The organism is Janthinobacterium sp. GW456P (assembly GCF_002127655.1).
Taxonomy (GTDB): Bacteria; Pseudomonadota; Gammaproteobacteria; order Burkholderiales; family Burkholderiaceae_D; genus Janthinobacterium.
In genome coordinates this window covers 31562-48865 of record NZ_NEHB01000039.1, presented here as the reverse complement: position 1 = coordinate 48865, position 17304 = coordinate 31562, and the positions used below count along the sequence as shown (strand labels likewise).

The 17304-nt window shown below is 63.8% G+C and carries 15 protein-coding genes; 6 read left to right on the top strand and 9 right to left on the bottom strand.

Annotation, left to right across the window (positions count from 1 at the left end; genetic code table 11):
- Positions 1-5: 5 nt before the first annotated feature.
- Genes preA through CBW66_RS25680 form a run of 4 tightly spaced genes read right to left on the bottom strand, consistent with a single transcriptional unit; the run spans position 6 to position 5527 of the window.
- The gene (gene preA, locus CBW66_RS25695) at positions 6-1286 is read right to left on the bottom strand and encodes an NAD-dependent dihydropyrimidine dehydrogenase subunit PreA (protein ID WP_205701190.1); all 1281 of its coding nucleotides are present in this window, start codon (positions 1284-1286) and stop codon (positions 6-8) included.
- Positions 1286-2653, bottom strand: a complete 1368-nt coding sequence (locus CBW66_RS25690) for an NAD(P)-dependent oxidoreductase (RefSeq protein WP_086140183.1) — start codon at positions 2651-2653, stop codon at positions 1286-1288. Before CBW66_RS25690 ends, preA begins: the two co-directional genes overlap by 1 nt.
- Positions 2654-2699: 46 nt before the next feature.
- Positions 2700-4202 (bottom strand): CoA-acylating methylmalonate-semialdehyde dehydrogenase, encoded by a 1503-nt coding sequence (locus CBW66_RS25685; RefSeq protein WP_086140182.1) that lies wholly within the window; start codon positions 4200-4202, stop codon positions 2700-2702.
- A gap of 8 nt (positions 4203-4210) precedes the next feature.
- Positions 4211-5527 (bottom strand): aspartate aminotransferase family protein, encoded by a 1317-nt coding sequence (locus CBW66_RS25680; protein WP_086140181.1) that lies wholly within the window; start codon positions 5525-5527, stop codon positions 4211-4213.
- A gap of 200 nt (positions 5528-5727) precedes the next feature.
- Here CBW66_RS25680 and CBW66_RS25675 point away from each other — a divergent pair, with 200 nt between their 5' ends.
- Both CBW66_RS25675 and CBW66_RS25670 read left to right on the top strand, forming a co-directional pair.
- On the top strand, positions 5728-7197 hold the full coding sequence (locus CBW66_RS25675) for a PLP-dependent aminotransferase family protein (RefSeq protein ID WP_230492370.1): 1470 nt from the start codon (positions 5728-5730) through the stop codon (positions 7195-7197).
- A 10-nt stretch (positions 7198-7207) separates the two neighbouring features.
- The gene (locus tag CBW66_RS25670; RefSeq protein ID WP_086140179.1) at positions 7208-7906 is read left to right on the top strand and encodes a TetR/AcrR family transcriptional regulator; all 699 of its coding nucleotides are present in this window, start codon (positions 7208-7210) and stop codon (positions 7904-7906) included.
- A 13-nt stretch (positions 7907-7919) separates the two neighbouring features.
- On the opposite strand, the gene CBW66_RS25665 is transcribed toward CBW66_RS25670, so the two are convergent.
- Positions 7920-8855, bottom strand: coding sequence for a choice-of-anchor A family protein (locus tag CBW66_RS25665; protein WP_170933029.1), 936 nt, complete (start codon positions 8853-8855; stop codon positions 7920-7922).
- 310 nt (positions 8856-9165) lie between these two features.
- On the opposite strand from CBW66_RS25665, the gene CBW66_RS25660 reads away from it, so the two are divergent.
- The 4 genes from CBW66_RS25660 (at position 9166) to CBW66_RS25645 (ending at position 11818) form a co-directional block, all read left to right on the top strand.
- Positions 9166-9648, top strand: coding sequence for a hypothetical protein (locus CBW66_RS25660; protein WP_034754565.1), 483 nt, complete (start codon positions 9166-9168; stop codon positions 9646-9648).
- Positions 9649-9790: 142 nt separating this feature from the next.
- Positions 9791-10060, top strand: coding sequence for a hypothetical protein (locus CBW66_RS25655; protein ID WP_086140176.1), 270 nt, complete (start codon positions 9791-9793; stop codon positions 10058-10060).
- A 160-nt stretch (positions 10061-10220) separates the two neighbouring features.
- Positions 10221-10643 carry a VOC family protein gene (locus CBW66_RS25650; protein ID WP_086140175.1) on the top strand — a complete coding sequence of 141 codons (423 nt, stop codon included), beginning with the start codon at positions 10221-10223 and terminating at the stop codon, positions 10641-10643.
- A gap of 11 nt (positions 10644-10654) precedes the next feature.
- Entirely contained in the window at positions 10655-11818 is a 1164-nt protein-coding gene (locus CBW66_RS25645) for a dipeptidase (protein ID WP_086140174.1), read from the top strand.
- A 1-nt stretch (position 11819) separates the two neighbouring features.
- Here the strand turns inward: CBW66_RS25645 and CBW66_RS25640 are convergent, their stop codons facing one another.
- The 4 genes from CBW66_RS25640 to CBW66_RS25625 all read right to left on the bottom strand — a co-directional run bounded on the left by CBW66_RS25640 (position 11820) and on the right by CBW66_RS25625 (position 17300).
- Entirely contained in the window at positions 11820-13037 is a 1218-nt protein-coding gene (locus CBW66_RS25640) for a nucleoside deaminase (RefSeq protein ID WP_170933030.1), read from the bottom strand.
- A gap of 4 nt (positions 13038-13041) precedes the next feature.
- Entirely contained in the window at positions 13042-13449 is a 408-nt protein-coding gene (locus CBW66_RS25635; protein WP_034754695.1) for a cytidine deaminase, read from the bottom strand.
- A gap of 100 nt (positions 13450-13549) precedes the next feature.
- Positions 13550-14872, bottom strand: coding sequence for a thymidine phosphorylase (gene deoA, locus CBW66_RS25630; protein WP_086140172.1), 1323 nt, complete (start codon positions 14870-14872; stop codon positions 13550-13552).
- 76 nt (positions 14873-14948) lie between these two features.
- Positions 14949-17300 (bottom strand): aldehyde dehydrogenase family protein, encoded by a 2352-nt coding sequence (locus CBW66_RS25625; protein ID WP_086140171.1) that lies wholly within the window; start codon positions 17298-17300, stop codon positions 14949-14951.
- Between the last annotated feature and the right edge of the window lie 4 nt (positions 17301-17304).

Below are 17304 nucleotides of genomic sequence, written 5' to 3'. Positions count from 1 at the left end.
GTGCCCTATGCCGACTCCGCCACTGCCCGAGGGTTGCGCGGATCCTGCGTCCAGTTCATGTATGGCTTGCCCGTTGCTTGCGGCACCATCGTGATGCAGCCCTGCACCGGACAGGTGATTTCGCACAGGTTGCAGCCCACGCATTCCTCCTTGATCACCTCATACGTGCGCGTGCCGGCGTCGTCGATCAGTTGCGCAATCGACTGGTGCGACGTGTCTTCGCAAGCCACGTAGCACTTGCCGCATTTGATGCAGTCGTCCTGGTTGATCTGCGCGATGACCTGGTAATTCATGTCCAGGTATTTCCAGTCCGTCGTGTTGGCCACGGCCTTGCCGGAAAAGTCGCTGATGCGCGCATAGCCCTTTTCATCCATCCAGCGCGACAGGCCATCCTTCATCTCGTCGACGATGCGAAAACCATGCAGCATGGCGGCCGTGCACACCTGCACGCAGCCGGCGCCCAGGGCGAGGAATTCCGCCGCGTCGCGCCAGTTGCCGATGCCGCCGATGCCGGAAATGGGCAAGCCCCGCGTCTGCGGATCGCGGGCGATTTCCGCCACCATGTTGAGTGCAATCGGTTTGACGGCAGACCCGCAATAGCCGCCGTGGGTGCTGGCGCCACCGACAATCGGCAGGGCCACCATGCGGTCCAGGTCCAGCGAGGTAATCGAATTGATGGTATTGATCAGCGAGACGGCATCAGCGCCGCCCGCCTTGGCCGCGCGCGCCGGCATGCGCACGTCCGTGATGTTGGGCGTGAGCTTGACAATGACGGGCAAGCGGCTGTGTTTCTTGCACCAGGCAGTGACCATCTGCACATACTCGGGCACCTGGCCCACGGCCGCGCCCATGCCCCGCTCCGGCATGCCGTGCGGGCAGCCGAAATTGAGCTCGATGCCGTCCGCCCCCGTCGCCTCGACCTTGGGCAGGATGTCGGCCCAGTAGTGCTCTTCGCAGGGCAGCATCAGGGAGACGATCATGGCGCGGTCGGGCCAGTCCTTTTTCACCTGCGTGATTTCGCGCAGGTTGATTGCCAAAGAGCGGTCGGTGATCAGCTCGATGTTATTGAAACCGACCACTTCGCGGTTCTTGCCGTACAGAGCGGAATAGCGCGACGAGACGTTGACGGCGGCAGGGTCTTCACCGAGCGTCTTCCACACGACGCCGCCCCACCCCGCCTCGAAGGCGCGCACCACGTTATACGCCTTGTCGGTCGGCGGCGCGGACGCCAGCCAGAACGGGTTCGGCGCCTTGATGCCGCAAAATTCGATGCTGAGATCAGCCATTATGCAGCCTCCACTTTATTCAACAAATCGGAATGGATGGCCAGTGCGGCCAGCTTGCCATGCTGGACGGCTTGCACCGTCAAGTCCTGCCCCGGCGCCACGCAGTCGCCGCCCGCGTAGACCCCCGGCAGCACCGTGCGAAAGAGCGCGTCGACGGCGATCTTGTCGCCTTCGCGCCGCAACAAGGATGCCATCGGGTCATGCAGCACCTGCGCATCGAGGCTCTGGCCGATGGCCTTGAAGATGGCGTCTGCCGCCACGTCGAACGTTTCGCCGCTGCCCGCGAGGCGCGTGCCCTGCATCTGCGTCTTCTCGAAGCGCATGCCGGCCACCTTGCCGGCAGTATCGAGCAGCACCTGCTGCGGCTGGGCCCACGTCAGCATGCGCACCTGGTTCGCCTTGGCGATCTCCTGCTCATGGTGGGTGGCCGTCATGGCGTCGGAACCGCGCCGGTACACGAGCGTGACTTCCTCGGCGCCCAGGCGCTGGATCTGCACGGCCATGTCGATGGCCGTATTGCCGGCGCCAATCACGATCGCCCGTTTCGGCACGGGCAGCGCGGCCAGGTCGTCCGCCTGGCGCAGCGCGGCGATGTAGTCGACGGCGGCCAGCAAGCCCGGCGCATCCTCGCCCGTCAAGCCCAGCTTGCGGCTGGCACCCAAGCCCAGGCCCAGGAAGACGGCGTCGTACTGCGCGTGCAGGTCGCGCAGCTGCACATTCCCACCCAGCACCTGACTACATCGGATCGTGATGCCGCCGATGCCCAGCAGGAAGTCGATTTCCTTTTGCGCGAAATCGTCCGTCAGCTTGTACCTGGCGATGCCGTATTCATTCAGGCCGCCCGCCTTGCCTTCTTTTTCAAAGATCACCACGTCGTGGCCCAGCATGGCCAGGCGGTGCGCGCACGACAGTCCCGCCGGTCCTGCGCCGACGACGGCGACGGTCTTGCCGGTGGCGGCCGCGCGCCGGAATGGATGCGCCGCAAAATGTGCATGATCGACGGCATAGCGCTGCAACAGGCCAATCTTGACGGGCTGGCCTTCCCCGTCGTGGTTGCGCACGCAGACGTCTTCGCACAGGATTTCCGTCGGGCAGACGCGGGCGCAGCTGCCGCCCAGGATGTTCTGTTTCAGGATGCCGGCGGCGGCGCCATTGATGTTCTTCTCGTGGATATTGCGGATGAAGCTGGCCACGTCGATTTCCGACGGACAGATGCGGCTGCACGGCGCGTCGTAGCAGTACAGGCAGCGGGCGCTTTCGATGGCGGCCTGGCGCCCCGTCAGGGGCGGCGCCAGGTCCGTGAAGTGGCCCGCCAGTTCCTCGTTGGGCAGGGCGGGATGCGGCAAATAGTTCAAAGACTCGATCATCGCGTATTCCTCTTGTTATGTGCGGCCGGCTTGTAATTTGAAACCCTTACTTCATCTGGGGAAAAGCAAATTCCACACCAGCGCTTGCCGTATTCGGCCAGCGCTGCATCACGGCCTTGTGGCGCGTGTAGAAACGCACGCCCTCGGGGCCATACGCGTGGTGGTCGCCGAACATGCTGCGCTTCCAGCCGCCGAAACTGTTGAAGGCCATCGGCACGGGCAAGGGCACGTTGACGCCCACCATGCCGACCTGGATCTGACGCACGAATTCGCGCGCCACGCCGCCGTCGCGCGTATAGATGGCCACGCCGTTGCCATACTCGTTGGCGTTGATCAGTTCCACCGCGTGCACCACGTCAGGACACCGCAGCACGCACAGCACGGGGCCGAAAATTTCTTCCTTGTAGATGCTCATGTCGCGCGTCACATGGTCAAACAAGGTACCGCCGACGAAGAAACCGTTCTCGCGGCCCGGCACCACGTGGTTGCGGCCATCGACGACCAAGGTGGCGCCCTGCTCCACGCCCGAGGCGATCAGTTTTTCGATCCGCTGCTTGGCGGCCAAGGACACGACGGGGCCCATTTCCGCACCATCTTCCATGCCGTCGCGCACTTTCAGTGCAGTCGTGCGCGTTGCGAGTGCGTCGATCAACTTGTCGCCCGCATCGCCCACGGCCACCACCACCGAGATGGCCATGCAACGCTCGCCCGCCGATCCGTAGGCCGCGCCGATCAGCGCGTCGACCGTCATGTTCATGTCCGCGTCGGGCATCACGACCATGTGGTTTTTCGCGCCGCCCAGGGCTTGCACGCGCTTGCCGCTGGCGCTGCCGCGCGCATAGATGTATTCGGCGATCGGCGTGGAGCCGACAAAGCTGATCGCCTGCACCACGGGGTGGTCGAGCAAGGCGTCGACCGTCACTTTATCGCCCTGTACCACGTTGAAGACGCCGTCGGGCAAGCCCGCTTCTTTCAGCAGTTTTGCATGCAGCAAAGAGGCGGACGGATCGCGCTCGGACGGTTTCAAGACGAAGGTATTGCCGCAGGCAATCGCCACCGGGAACATCCACATCGGCACCATCACGGGAAAGTTAAAAGGCGTGATGCCGGCCACCACGCCGAGCGCCTGGCGCATGGACCAGGCGTCGATGCCGCGCGAAATCTGGTCCGTGAATTCGCCCTTCAGCAATTGCGGTATGCCGACGGCAAATTCCACCATCTCGATGCCGCGCGCCACTTCACCCTGCGCATCGGCAAAGGTCTTGCCATGCTCGCGCGTGAGCATGGCGGCAAATTCGTCCGTGTGCTGCTGGCACAGCTGCAGATAGCGGAACAGGACCCTGGCGCGCGTCAGCGGCGGCGTGGCCGACCACGCGGGAAAGGCGGCGGCAGCCGCCTGCACGGCAGCGTCCACGTCTTCCACGGTGCCCAGCGCCACCCGGGCGACCGGTTCGCCCAGGGCAGGGTTATACACGTCGCCGTAGCGGCCGCTTCGGGTGTCGACTTTGGCGCCGTTGATGAAGTGGGTGATGGTATCGAGATCGTTCATGGTGTTCCTTAGTCGAGATTTTTGAGTACCTTGGCCAGCTTGCCAAACAGCTCGTCGACATGCTGTTTTTCCAGCACCAGCGGTGGCGACAGCGCGATGATGTCGCCCGTCGTGCGTATCAGCACGCCGTCGGCAAAGGCCTGCTTGAAGGCGTTGAAGGCGCGCGTGCCCGGCTTGCCCGCGATGGGAGCGAGTTCGATGCCGGCGATCAGGCCGATGCTGCGCAGGTCGATCACGTGCGGCAAGCCCTTCAGGGAATGCACGGCGTCGCTCCAATACGCCTGCATCGCTTTCGCGTGGCCGAGGATGTCCTGCTCCTCGAACACCTGCAAGGTGGCCAGCGAGGCGGCGCAGGCGAGCGGGTGGCCGGAATAGGTATAGCCGTGGAACAGTTCGATGCCCGGCGGCGCATCCATGAAGGCGTCGTGGATGTATTGTTTGCTGAAGACGGCGCCCATCGGCACCATGCCGTTGGTCAGGCCCTTGGCCGTCGTCATCAGGTCAGGCTCGACGTCGAAATAGTCGGCGGCGAACGGCGTCGTCATGCGGCCGAAACCCGTGATGACTTCATCGAAGATCAAGAGGATGCCGTGCTTGGTGCACAGTTCGCGCAAGCGTTTCAGATAGCCTTTCGGCGGAATCAGCACGCCCGTGGAGCCGGCCACCGGTTCGACGATGACGGCGGCGATCGTCGAGGCGTCGTGCAGGGCGACGATGCGTTCCAGTTCATCGGCCAGGTGAGTGCCGTATTCGGGCTCGCCCACCGTGTAGGCGTTCTGCTCCAGGTTGTGCGTGTGCGGCAAATGGTCCACGCCCGGCAGCAGCGGGCCGAAGGTCTTGCGGTTGCCGCCGATGCCGCCCACGGAAATGCCGCCGAAACCCACGCCGTGGTAGCCGCGTTCGCGGCCGATCAGGCGCGTGCGCGCGCCCTCGCCGCGTGCCCGGTGATACGCCAGCGCGATCTTCAAGGCCGTGTCCACTGCTTCGGAACCGGAGTTGGTATAGAACACGTGGCCAAATTTATGCCCCGTGTAATCCATCAGTTTTTCCGCCAGGTCGAAGGCGGCCGGATGGCCCATCTGGAAAGTGGGCGCGAAGTCGAGCTGCCCCACCATCTCGCGGATGGCGCCGACGATCTTCGGCTGCGCATGGCCGCACGGCACGCACCACAGCCCGGCCGTGCCATCGAGGATGGCGTTGCCATCGACGTCCTTGTAGTACATGCCTTCGGCCGACACCAGCAGGCGCGGATGGGCCTTGAAATCGCGGTTATTCGTAAACGGCATCCAGAATGCCGACATCGATTCCGGCCTTGTTTCGTTCATGACCTTCTCCTTGGGATGGGCTGGCGCGGCGCCAGGATCGTTTTTGACGAAGCGTAAAATAATTTACCAGTTGGCAAAAATCTGATGTAATAATAGACAGGCCATCCCCAATGGCACAGATACACAAACGGCAAAGTATCCCAACCGTACAGGTCGAAAAACCACTACAGTTTTGTGCAAGGCAGCATATGGAGCCACCGGTGACACACAACGTGAAGCAGGACGAGGGCGAAGGTAACGCCAGCGGCTGGCCCGTGCTCGACATCGACCGCCAGAAAAAGGGCGGCCTCGTCGAACAGATCGTCATCGCCATCAGCGTCATGGTGGGCAGCCGCGCCCTGCGCATCGGCACGCGCATGCCGTCCGTGCGCCAGTTCGCCCGCTGCAATGGGGTGTCGACCTTTACCGTCGTCGAATCGTATGACCGCCTGGTCAACCTGGGCCTGCTGTCATCGCGCCGCGGCTCCGGCTACTTCGTCGCGCGCCACGATATCGCCGCCTCGCCGCAGGCGGCGCTCATTGCCAACACCCTTGCCAGCCCCGCCGCCATCGACGCCCTCACGCCCGACCTGTATTCAGGGGTGTCCGACGCACTGCCCGTGGGCGCGGGCTGGCTGCCGCCCGAGATGTATGGCGAAGCGACGGTGCTCGACGCCGTGCGCCAGGCCATGCGCATTCCCGCCAGCCGGCTGCGCGGCTACGGCCATCCGCTGGGTTTTCCTTCGCTGCGCCAGCACCTGGCAAGCAGCCTGTCGGAAGAGCTGTTCCAGGTGGAGCCGGACCAGGTTCTGCTGACGCACGGCGCCACGCATGCATTCGACCTGATCCTGCGCAGCCTGACCAAGCCGGGCGACACGGTGCTGGTGGAAGACCCCGGCTACAGCAACCTGCAGTCGCTAATCCGCCACCACGGCTGCATCCCCGTCGGCGTCAAGCGTGGCGAGGCGGGCCTCGATCTCGATGCGCTGGCCGTTGAAGCCGCGCGCACGCAGCCGAAACTGATGTTCGTCAACACGGTGCTGCAAAATCCGCTCGGTACTTCCTTGAGCCAGGCGCAGGCGCACCGCCTGCTGGCGCTGGCCGAGCAATTCGATTTCTGGCTGGTGGAAGACGATATCTACCGCGAACTGGCGGCGCGCGGCGAAGCGTCGCTGGCGGCGATGGACGGCTTGCGCCGCGTGATCCGCGTGGGCAGTTTTTCCAAGACCCTGTCGCCCGTGCTGCGCGTGGGATCGATTTGCGGCTCGCCGCCGCTGGTGGCGGAACTGGTGCGCGTAAAAATGCTGGCGGGACTGACGACGTCGGAAATCAACGAGCGCGCCGTCTACCACGCCATCTCCGCGCGCCCCTACAAGCGCATGGTCGAACGGCTGGTGGCGCAGCTCGATGCGGCCCGCGAGCGCAGCATCGACTGCCTGGCGCAGGCGGGCATGGCGCCCGTGGCGCGTCCGCGTGGCGGCATGTTCGTCAGCGCCGGCTGGCCCGACGTGCAAACGCCGGAATGGAATGGCAAGATCATCGCCGACATGGCCTTGAAGGCGGGCATCCTGCTGTCGCCGAACGAATTTTTCATGCTGCGCGCGCCCGAGACGGTGTGGTTCCGCTTCAACGTGGCCTACACCGATACCCCCGTGCTGCAAGCCTTCCTGCAATCGATACGCCCACGCTAAAGAAACCGCCATGGCCAGCGACAAATCCCCTGCCCTTCCCGTAAAAAATGCCGGCGGCCGGCGTTTGCAAAACCGCGACCGCCTGGAAGCGGACATCCTGGAGCAAGCCGTGCGCGCGTTCGCCGAATGCGGCTATGAGGGCGCGTCAATCGCCACCATCGCCGAGCGGGCCGGCCTGTCGAAGCAGAACCTGATGTATTACTTCCCTTCCAAGCAGCTGCTGTACCAGCGCGTGCTCGACGACGTGCTCGACGACTGGCTGGCGCGCATGGACATGCTGGCCAATGCGCACGACGAGCCGTGCGACGTGCTGCGCGCGTATATCGGCGCCAAGCTGCGTTTTTCACGCGAACAGCCATGGGCTTCGCGCGTGTATGCGCTGGAAGTGATCAATGGCGCGCCCCTGTATGGCGCGCAGATACGCGACCGGGTCGTGCCCCTGCTGCGCAAGGATATCGCCGTCTTCGAAGCCTGGATCGCGGCAGGCAGGATCGCGCCCGTCAACGCCACGCACCTGATGTTCGCCATCTGGGCCATGACGCAATCGTATGCGGATTTTTCGGCGCAGATGGCCCTGGTGCTGGAGCGCAAGCAGCTCACGCGCAAGGATTACGAGGATGCGGAAACCCTGATCGCGCACATGGTGCTGGCGGCGGTGGCCATGCCGCCGGCAGACGAAAAAAAACCGCCTCGACAGGCGGTTTTCTGAACAGCGCGAACGCTTACGCAGCCGTCCTGTTCTTGCGGCGGCGCGCCATGAAGCCGATCATGCCCAGGCCTGCCAGCAGCATCGCATAGGTTTCCGGTTCCGGCACGGCCGACACATAACCGGCCACGTTGGTAGGGTTGAAATAATGGTTCGCATTGACCTGGATGTTCGAGGCCCAGTTCCCCACCACCACGCTGCCGTTGATCTGGCCATTGCCGCCAGCCAGGGTCGCCAGCGGCGCCAGGACGCTGCCGTACAGGCCCACGCCGTTCAAGGTGATGGTTTGCGCTTCATAGAAGTTGTACAGCACATTGTATTTGCTGAAACCGCCGTAGCCGCCGCTCAGGTTCACGTCCTTGCCGCTGATATTGAGGATCAGGGTGTCGTTCGTGTGCAGATTGCTGAACTTGAAGTTGTTCACCGAGTCCAGCGCCGCGGAAGTCAGGTCGAACACTTGCACATTGCCCGTACCGCCCTTCAGGGTCATGCCGCCGTAGGCCACGGAACTGCTGCCCGTGGACGCCACTTTGGCCAGCGAGGTCGAGGTGTTTTTCAGCTGCGCCGACGTCGTGGCGAACGACACGGGCGACGTCGTCGTCTTGCTTGCCGTGTTCAGGCCCACGCTGCTCGTCGTCGTGCTGCCGCCCACGAAGTAGTTGCCGTTCTTGATCGAGCCGGAGCTGTAGTTCAGGTTGCCGCCAACCACCAGCGCATAGCCGGTGTTGCCATGCGTGACGTAGGCATCCTTGTTCTTGTCATTGATCGAATAGCTCGATGCCGACAAGTTACCGGCAACCAGCACGCCGCCTTCGACATCGCTGCCGCTCGCGCTGAAGTTGCTGAGGGAATACAAATTGGCGCCACCGATGCCCAAATCGACAACACCGGCTTGCGCGGCGCCGGCGGCAAACACGGTCGACAAAACGAGAACGAATGATGATTTAGGCATGATTGACATTTTATTTCTAAAAAGAAAATTAACTTGACGCCAGAATATCATATCCATCAGCTTTGATATGTCGCAAACCAACAACTTTAGTAACAATAATGAAAACATAGTTGCCAAATTGAAATTCCTCCCCGGAGGCTGCCCGGAGAACGCCCTAGCCATCTGGATGACGCTGAAAACAGACGGGCAAACAGCCGTCTGTTCTGCACTTTCAATATTGCTTAGAAGCGCAGCCAACTTGGTGATACGATCGCGGCAGCGCCAGACCAGGCGAGTCCACAGAGTATGAAATCATAAGGATGAAGCACGTATGAAACGATTGTCCCTAGGCGCACTGATGCTGGCATATGCCTGCGGCGCACACGCCGATGTGTTTAACATGATCGACAACCAGCCGCTCAGCGAAACCTGGCTCAACGCGGGATTTTATTCATATCACTTTCAGCGCGACAAGAACCTAAACGACAGCAATCCGGGCCTGGGCGCCGAATACCGCTTCTCCACGGTCGCGTCGGTCACGGCCGGCCGTTTCTACAATAGCGACCGCGCCTACTCGAATTACCTGGGCGTGTACTACCAGCCGATCAAGGTGGGCCCGCTGCGCATCGGCGCCGTCGTTGGCGGCTTCAGCGGCTATCCGAAGATGCGCGATGGCGGCTGGTTCCCTGCCCTGGTGCCCACCATCAGCTATGAATACCAGCGCGTGGGCGTGAATATCGCCATCGTGCCGTCCTACAAGGACCGCCTGTACGGCGCCCTCAGTTTCCAGCTGAAACTGAAGGTATTCGAATAACCGTTTGTCGTTGCCTGTCGCCGTTCGGTCCGTCATTCCTGCCATTCGTCGCATACGCCATACCCGGCAGCAAGGATTTGCCTATAGTGGTTTCATTGCCAGCATGCATACGGCAGCGGCACCCACACGACAGGAGAACGGCATGAAAGACATCAATTCGGCACCAGGCAGCACTTCCTTCAGCGCTTTCTGGAACGAGCTGTGCGCTTACGCGCGCCAAGGGATGGCCGCCCTGCGCGCCATGTCCTGGCCCATGCTGCTGGTCTGCTGCCTGGGCCTGGCGTTCCTGATCACCATCTTGCCGCTGGCCATCATGCTGTTTGCCCTCGTCATGCTGCTGAGATGGGCAAGCAACAACGACGATGCCGGCGCAGATCAGAAAGCGTCGGGCTCGCAGCATTCGCCGCAATAAAAATTTGCGTCGTGGCAAGAGTGCAATGATGGTTCTATGGCACTATGGATGGGCGCGGCACTGACGGGCATCAAAACCATCCAAATGGAGGGATTTGATACGGAACGCCACGCAGTATCCATGATCGAAGCTACTCCCCCTCAGCCATAGGAGTTTTCTGATGACCACGATAGCAAAAAACACAACAAATACGACCATTCCCTGCCTGCGCTACCGCGACGCGCCCGCCGCCATCGAATGGCTGTGCAAAGCGCTCGGTTTTGAAAAACAATTGATCGTGCCTGACGGCAATGGTGGCGTCGCCCATGCGCAACTGAGCTTTGGCAATGGCATGGTCATGGTGGCACCCGCCCTCGACAGCGACTATGGCCGCCTGATGAAGCTGCCTGGCGACATCGGCGGCGCCAACACGCAAAACTGCTACCTGGTCGTCAACGACGCCGACGCCGTCTACCGCAGCGCGCGCGAAGCCGGCGCCGAGATTGTGCTCGACATCAAGGATGAAGATTACGGCGGACGGGGCTTTACCTGCCGCGACCCGGAAGGCCACATCTGGAGCCTGGGCACCTACGATCCATGGTAAAACGGAGAACAATGATTATCAGCACCCTCACCGCCGCCAGCCTTGCGCTGATCGGCGGTTTCCTGTCCGCTCCCGTCCTCGTCGACGAACATCTCAACCGCATTCATCCCCCGTCCGGCAAGGCGCCGTCGGCAGGCACCGTGGCCCTGCATCAGAGCCTGTGGATCGCCGACCTGCACGCCGACAGCTTGCTGTGGCAACGCGATCTGAACCGCGACAGCCAACGCGGCCACGTCGACTTTCCCCGCCTGCAGCGGGCCAACGTGGCGCTGCAAGCCTTTTCCGTCGTCACCAAGACGCCGCGCAAGATGAATATCGAGCGCAATGGCAGCGACACGGACAACATCACGGCCCTGGTGGTGGCGCAAGGCTTGCCGCCCGCCACCTGGAACAGCCTGCTGGCGCGCGCAACTTACCAGGCCGACGAACTGCGCCAGCAAACGGCCAAGAGCCATGGCCAGGTGCGCGTCATCGGCAGCCGCGCCCAGCTGCGCAGCTTCATCGCCGCGCGCGAAAAAGACCCCGCCCTGCTGGCCGGCTGGCTGACGCTGGAAGGCGCGCATGCGCTCGAAGGCAAGCTGGACAATCTCGATACCTTGTACCGGGCCGGCTACCGCATGGCCGCGCCCACGCATTTCTTCGACACGGAACTGTCCGGCTCCCAGCACGGCTTGAAAAAAGGCGGCCTGACGCCGCTGGGCAAGCAATGGCTGCGCGCCATGGAGCAGCGCAAGATGATCGTCGACCTGGCGCACGCCTCGCCGGCCACCATCGACGACGTGCTGACCTTGGCGAAACGCCCCGTGATGGTGTCGCACACGGGCGTGCGCGGCACCTGCGCCAACGGGCGCAACCTGAGCGACGCCCAGCTGAAACGCATCGCCGCCCAGGGCGGCCTGGTGGGCATCGGCTTCTGGAATACCGCCGTCTGCGGCAAGGACGTGGCCTCCATCGCGCGCGCCATCAAGTACACGGTCAAGCTGATCGGCGCCGAACACGTGGCCTATGGTTCGGACTTCGACGGCGCCGTCACCACGGCCATCGACGCGACGGGCTTGCCGCGACTGACGCAGGCGCTGCTCGACGCGGGCCTGTCGGAAGCGCAGATACGCCGCGTGGCCGGCGAAAACGTGCGCGACTTCTTGCTGAAGAACCTGCCGGACGATGACGCCTAGACTAGCCTAGCGCCTGGATCAGCGCCTGGTCCGCCACCTGGCGCGGCCGGATGCATATCAGCTTGCGGTACAGCGGCGGCATCGACTCGCACAGCGCCAGCAGCGCGTCTTGCGCCATGGCCGGGCGCACATACTGGAACTGCGCGGGATTATTCTCCGGCAGCGCCCCTTCCATGGTGGAGCCGTAGGCGCCCAGGGTCATGAAACTGGCGGCGCTGTCGTCCGGGCCGGTGGCCAGCACGAAGGTGCCGTGCTTGGGGTGGCCCAGGTAGCTTTTGATTTCCTCCTGCAGCGCCGGCGCCGCATTCGCCATCAATTCAAAACGCAGCTGCGCGTACTGGCGCGTGCACTCCATGAACGGCGTGCGGATGGCCGACTGGCTCAACTTGCCGGGCATGCACAGCAACAGGTTGCCGAAGGAATCGAGCAAGGCGGCCGCATCGCCCTGGCCGCCATCGCGCGCGTCCTGCTCCATGGCCGCCTGCAGAAATGGCGCCAGGCCCGCGCCGGGCGCGTGCGGGTCGCAGCGGTAAGTCAGGGCGTCGGGATAGCGGCGGCGCAAGGCGCGCACCACGATATGCTCGGGCGGCAAGGCGGCCGGATCGCGCAGAAGCACGTCGTCGCCGGCGTTCAGCAGCTGCATCACCTGCGCCGATGTCGCTTCGAACACGAGCGAGCACAGTGCCTGCGTCGCCTCGTGGATGCTCTTGCCAATGAAAAAAGATTTGGGCGCGGCGCCGGACGGGGGGCGCGCATACTCGGTGGCGCCGCGCACGGCCGGATAGCAAAAGCTGCGGCCGGCCTGCGCCTGCAGCGGCGCCGGCAAGGCCGTAAACGTGGCGCTTCCATCGTAATTGATGCCCGCCTTGACGTCGGGTGCGGCCACCACCACGTTGAAGCCTGACGCCAGGATGGCGCCCGTGCACATGCAGCAGGGGTCGAGCGAAGTGACGATGGTCAGTTCTCCCGGCGGCGGCAAGGGCGTACCCTTGGCCCGCTCGGCGAAATACCAGTCGACCAGCTGGCGCTCGCCATGCGCCGTCGGGTCGAACACCAGCCCCTGGCGCACGACGTTGTTATGCATCGATTGCAGCACGTTGCCGGCGCCATCGAGCAGCACGCCGCCCACGCCAAAGGTGCCCTGCGTCTTCGCTGCCATGGCTTCGGCCGCGGCTATCGCCACGGCGGCCTGGATGTCAATCGTCTTGTTCAAGCGGATCCTGTTACTTCATGTCCAGATCGGAATTGCCGAAGCCGTGCGGCAGCAGCCAGCCCGCCGTCACTTCCATGACATCGTTTTTCAGGTTCGTCAGGATCACGGGCAGGTCGGCGCCGCCCATCTCGAAGATCACCTGGCGGCAGGCGCCGCATGGCGAAATCGGCTCGGCCGTGTCGCCCGTGACGGCCAGTTTGGCGAAGTCGCCCGGTTTGCAGCCATGCGCGATGGCGCTGAAAAACGCCGTGCGCTCGGCGCAGTTGCACAGGCCATACGCGGCGTTTTCCACGTTACAGCCGCGGAAGACGCGGCCATCCTTGCACAGCAATGCCGCGCCCACCTTGAAACGCGAGTATGGCGCGTAAGCCAGTTCGCGGCCGGCGTTGGCTTCGGCGATCAGTTCTTGGTTGTTCATTTATTCTTTCTACGCTAGGCAACTACCGGGGTCAGACCCTCAACACCGCTGACACATAGCTCAGCGCTATCACGAACGGGGGTCTGACCCCAGATTTAAATTACGAACGAATGGTACGGTAAATCACCGGATTGGCCGCCAGCGCCACCGTGCTGATTGCATACGCTTGCTGGATTTCCCTGACGGCTTGCTGCGCCGCCGCTTCCGTGCGCGCGTGCACCATGGCCAGCGGCTGGCCGACAGCCACTTGCTCGCCCAAGCCCACGAGGTCCGTCAGGCCGACGGCAAAATCGATGCTGTCGCTCGGACGGCGGCGGCCACCGCCCAATGCCACGACTGCCAGGCCGATGGCGCGGCAATCGCGCACGTTGGCGTAGCCGGCGGCGAGCGCTGGCGCCGGCACGACGAACGGCGCCTGTTCCAGGTGTTTATCAGGATGCTCAACGAGATCCGCCGGGCCGCCCAGGGCAGACACCATGCGCGCAAAGCGCTCGGCCGCAGCGCCCGAATCGAGGGCCGCCAGCAATTTCACGCGCGCCTCCGCTTCGGTGGCGGCCAGGCCGCCCAGCACCAGCATCTCGGCGCACAGCGCCAGGGTCACTTCGTGCAGGCGCGCGGGACGCGAACGGCCCGTCAGGTAGTCCATGGCGCCGCGTACTTCCAGCGCATTGCCCGCATACGGCGCCAGCGATTCGTTCATGTCCGTCAGAATCGCCGATGTCTGCATGCCCGCGCCATTGCCCACGGCGACGATGCTCTCGGCCAGTTCCACCGACTTGTCGTAGCTCGGCATGAAGGCGCCGGTGCCCACTTTCACGTCCATCACCAACGCGTCCAGGCCGGCCGAGAGTTTCTTCGACAGGATGGAGCCGGTGATCATGGCCACCGATTCCACCGTGGCGGTGACGTCGCGGATGCTGTAGAAACGCTTGTCGGCCGGCGCCAGCTGCGCCGTCTGACCGATGATGGCCACGCCGATCTCCTGCACCACCTTGCGGAACAATGCATTGTCCGGCACGGTGCAATAGCCGGGAATGGCGTCGAACTTGTCGAGGGTGCCGCCCGTGTGGCCCAGGCCGCGGCCCGAGATCATCGGCACGTAGCCGCCGCATGCGGCGACCATGGGGCCCAGCAGCAAGGAAACGACGTCGCCCACGCCGCCCGTCGAATGCTTGTCGACGATGGGGCCCGGCAGGTTCAGCGCGCGCCAGTCCAGCACCTGGCCGGAATCGCGCATGGCCAGGGTGAACGCCACGCGCTCGTCCATGTTCATGTCGTTGAAATAGACGGCCATGCCGAGCGCCGCGATCTGCCCTTCGCTGACGCTGCCGTCAGTGATGCCGCGCACGAAAAACTGGATTTCCTCGGCGCTCAGCACGCCCTTGTCTCGCTTCTTGCGGATGATTTCCTGGGTTAAAAACATGGATCAACTCCGATCATAATAAATTTGGGGTCAGTCCCTACGGTTCTGACCCCAACTTTGCAACGCTATTTGCCCATCAGACGCCGTAAGGAATCCACACGTTTTTCACTTGCGACGCATGCGCCAGCACGGCACGCCCGCCGCTTTGGGCGGCGCTGTACCAGTCGCGGCCTTTGGCGCCGCCGACCCAGGTGCGCTTCAGGGTGCCGGCCGACAGGCGCTCGACTTCCGCGCAGCCGTCGCCTGATCCGTCATGGCGCCAGACGGCGTCGATGTCGGCGTGCGTGGCCAGGGTGCGCGCCAGTTCGTCGGCGTTGCCGCTGATGATGTTGACGACGCCGCCCGGCAGGTCGGACGTGTCGAACACCTGGTACAGGTCCAGCGCGGACAGCGGATGCGCTTCCGACGGCACCACCACCACGCGGTTGCCCAGCGCGATGGCCGGCGCCACCAGCGAGATGAAGCCGAGCAAAGGCGCTTCATTCGGGCAGACAATGCCGATCACGCCGACCGCTTCATTGAGCGCCACGGTGATGCCCTTGGTCGGCGGCTGGTGCGCCAGGCCGTCGTACTTGTCGGCCCAGGCGGCGTAGTAGAACAGGCGTTCGACCGATGCCTGCACTTCCTTCTCCGGGTTTTTACTGCCCGTCATGGCGGCGATACGGGCGGCGAATTCGTCGGCGCGCGCCGCCAGGTTTTCAGCGATGTAGTACAGCACTTGCGCGCGGTTGTGCGCCGTGGCGCTGGTCCAGCCGGCAGCCTTGTGCGCCGCTTCCACGGCGTTGCGGATGTCCTTGCGGCTGCCCACGCCCACTTCGGCCAGCAAGGCGCCATTCGCGCCGAAGACGGGCGCGCTGTAGGCGCTGTCAGGGCGCGCCTGCTTGCCACCGATGTACATCTTGGCCGTGCGGTCGATGGCGAACGGATCGGCGGCCGCCGGCTTCACATTGCCCTTGGCTTTCGCTTCCACCAACGGCAAGGCCGGGCGCGCATCTTCGGCCAGGGCCGTCATGTATTCCAGCATGCCTTCGCGGCCGCCTTCGCGGCCGAAGCCCGATTCGCGGTAGCCGCCGAAGCCGCAGGCGGCGTCGAACTGGTTGGCGCTGTTGATCCATACCACGCCGGCCTTGATGGCGGGCGCGATATCGAGGGCCAGGCTGATCGACTCGGTCCACACGCTGGCGGCCAGGCCGTACACCGTGTTGTTCGCCAGCTGCACCGCTTCAGGCGGCGTGCGGAAGCTCATCGCCACCAGCACGGGGCCGAAGATTTCAGCCTGCGCCACGGCGGCCGAGGTCGACGCGCCCGTGATCAGGGTCGGCGGAAACCACGAGCCGTCAGCCGGCAGTTCGCACGCCGGCTGCCACACGTCGCAGCCTTCGGCGCGGGCCGAATCGACGAGCGCGGCGATACGCTGGCGCTGCACGGGGTCGACCAGCGCGCCCACGTCCATAGATTTATCTAGGGGCGAACCGAGACGCAGGTTTTCCATGCGCGCGCGCAGCTTGTTCAGGAAGCGCTCCTGAATCGATTCCTGCACTAACAGGCGCGAACCGGCGCAGCACACTTGCCCCTGGTTGAACCAGATCGAATCGACCAGGCCTTCCACGGCGCCGTCCAGGTCCGCGTCTTCGAAGACGATGAATGGCGACTTGCCGCCCAGTTCCAGCGACAGCTTCTTGCCGCTGCCGGCCGTCGCCTCGCGGATCAAACGGCCCACTTCGGTCGAACCCGTAAACGCGATCTTGTCGACGCCAGGGTGGTTGACGATGGCCGAACCCACTTTGCCGTCGCCCGTGACGATGTTGACCACGCCGGCCGGCACGCCCGCCTGCAGGCACAATTCGGCGAACAGCATGGCGGTCAGCGAGGTGAATTCGGCCGGTTTGAAGACGACCGTGTTACCGGCCGCCAGGGCCGGGGCGATTTTCCACGACAGCATCAGCAGGGGGAAATTCCACGGCACGATCTGGCCCACCACGCCCACGGCGCGGTAGTCGGCGAATTCTTCCGACTGCAGCTGCGCCCAGCCGGCGTGATGGTAGAAATGACGCGCGGCCAGCGGCAGGTCGATATCGCGCGTTTCACGGATGGTCTTGCCGTTGTCCAGGGTTTCCAGCACGGCGAACAGGCGCGAATGCCTTTGCAGCAGACGGGCCAGCGCGTACATGACCTTGGCGCGGCCATGGCCTCCCATGCCTTGCCATACGGGCAGCGCGCGGCGCGCCGCTTCCACGGCGCGTTCCACGTCCGCATCGGTCGCTTGCGTCAGTTCGGCCAGCTGCGTACCGTCGGCCGGATTGGTCGAGGCGAACAGTTCAGCAGGCTCGCTCCAGGCATTGTCGATGAACAGGCCGAACTTGCGCTGATGGCCGTCGAGCCACGCTTGCGCTTCTTTTTGACTTTCGGGAGCAGGGCCGTAGTCCATAGTA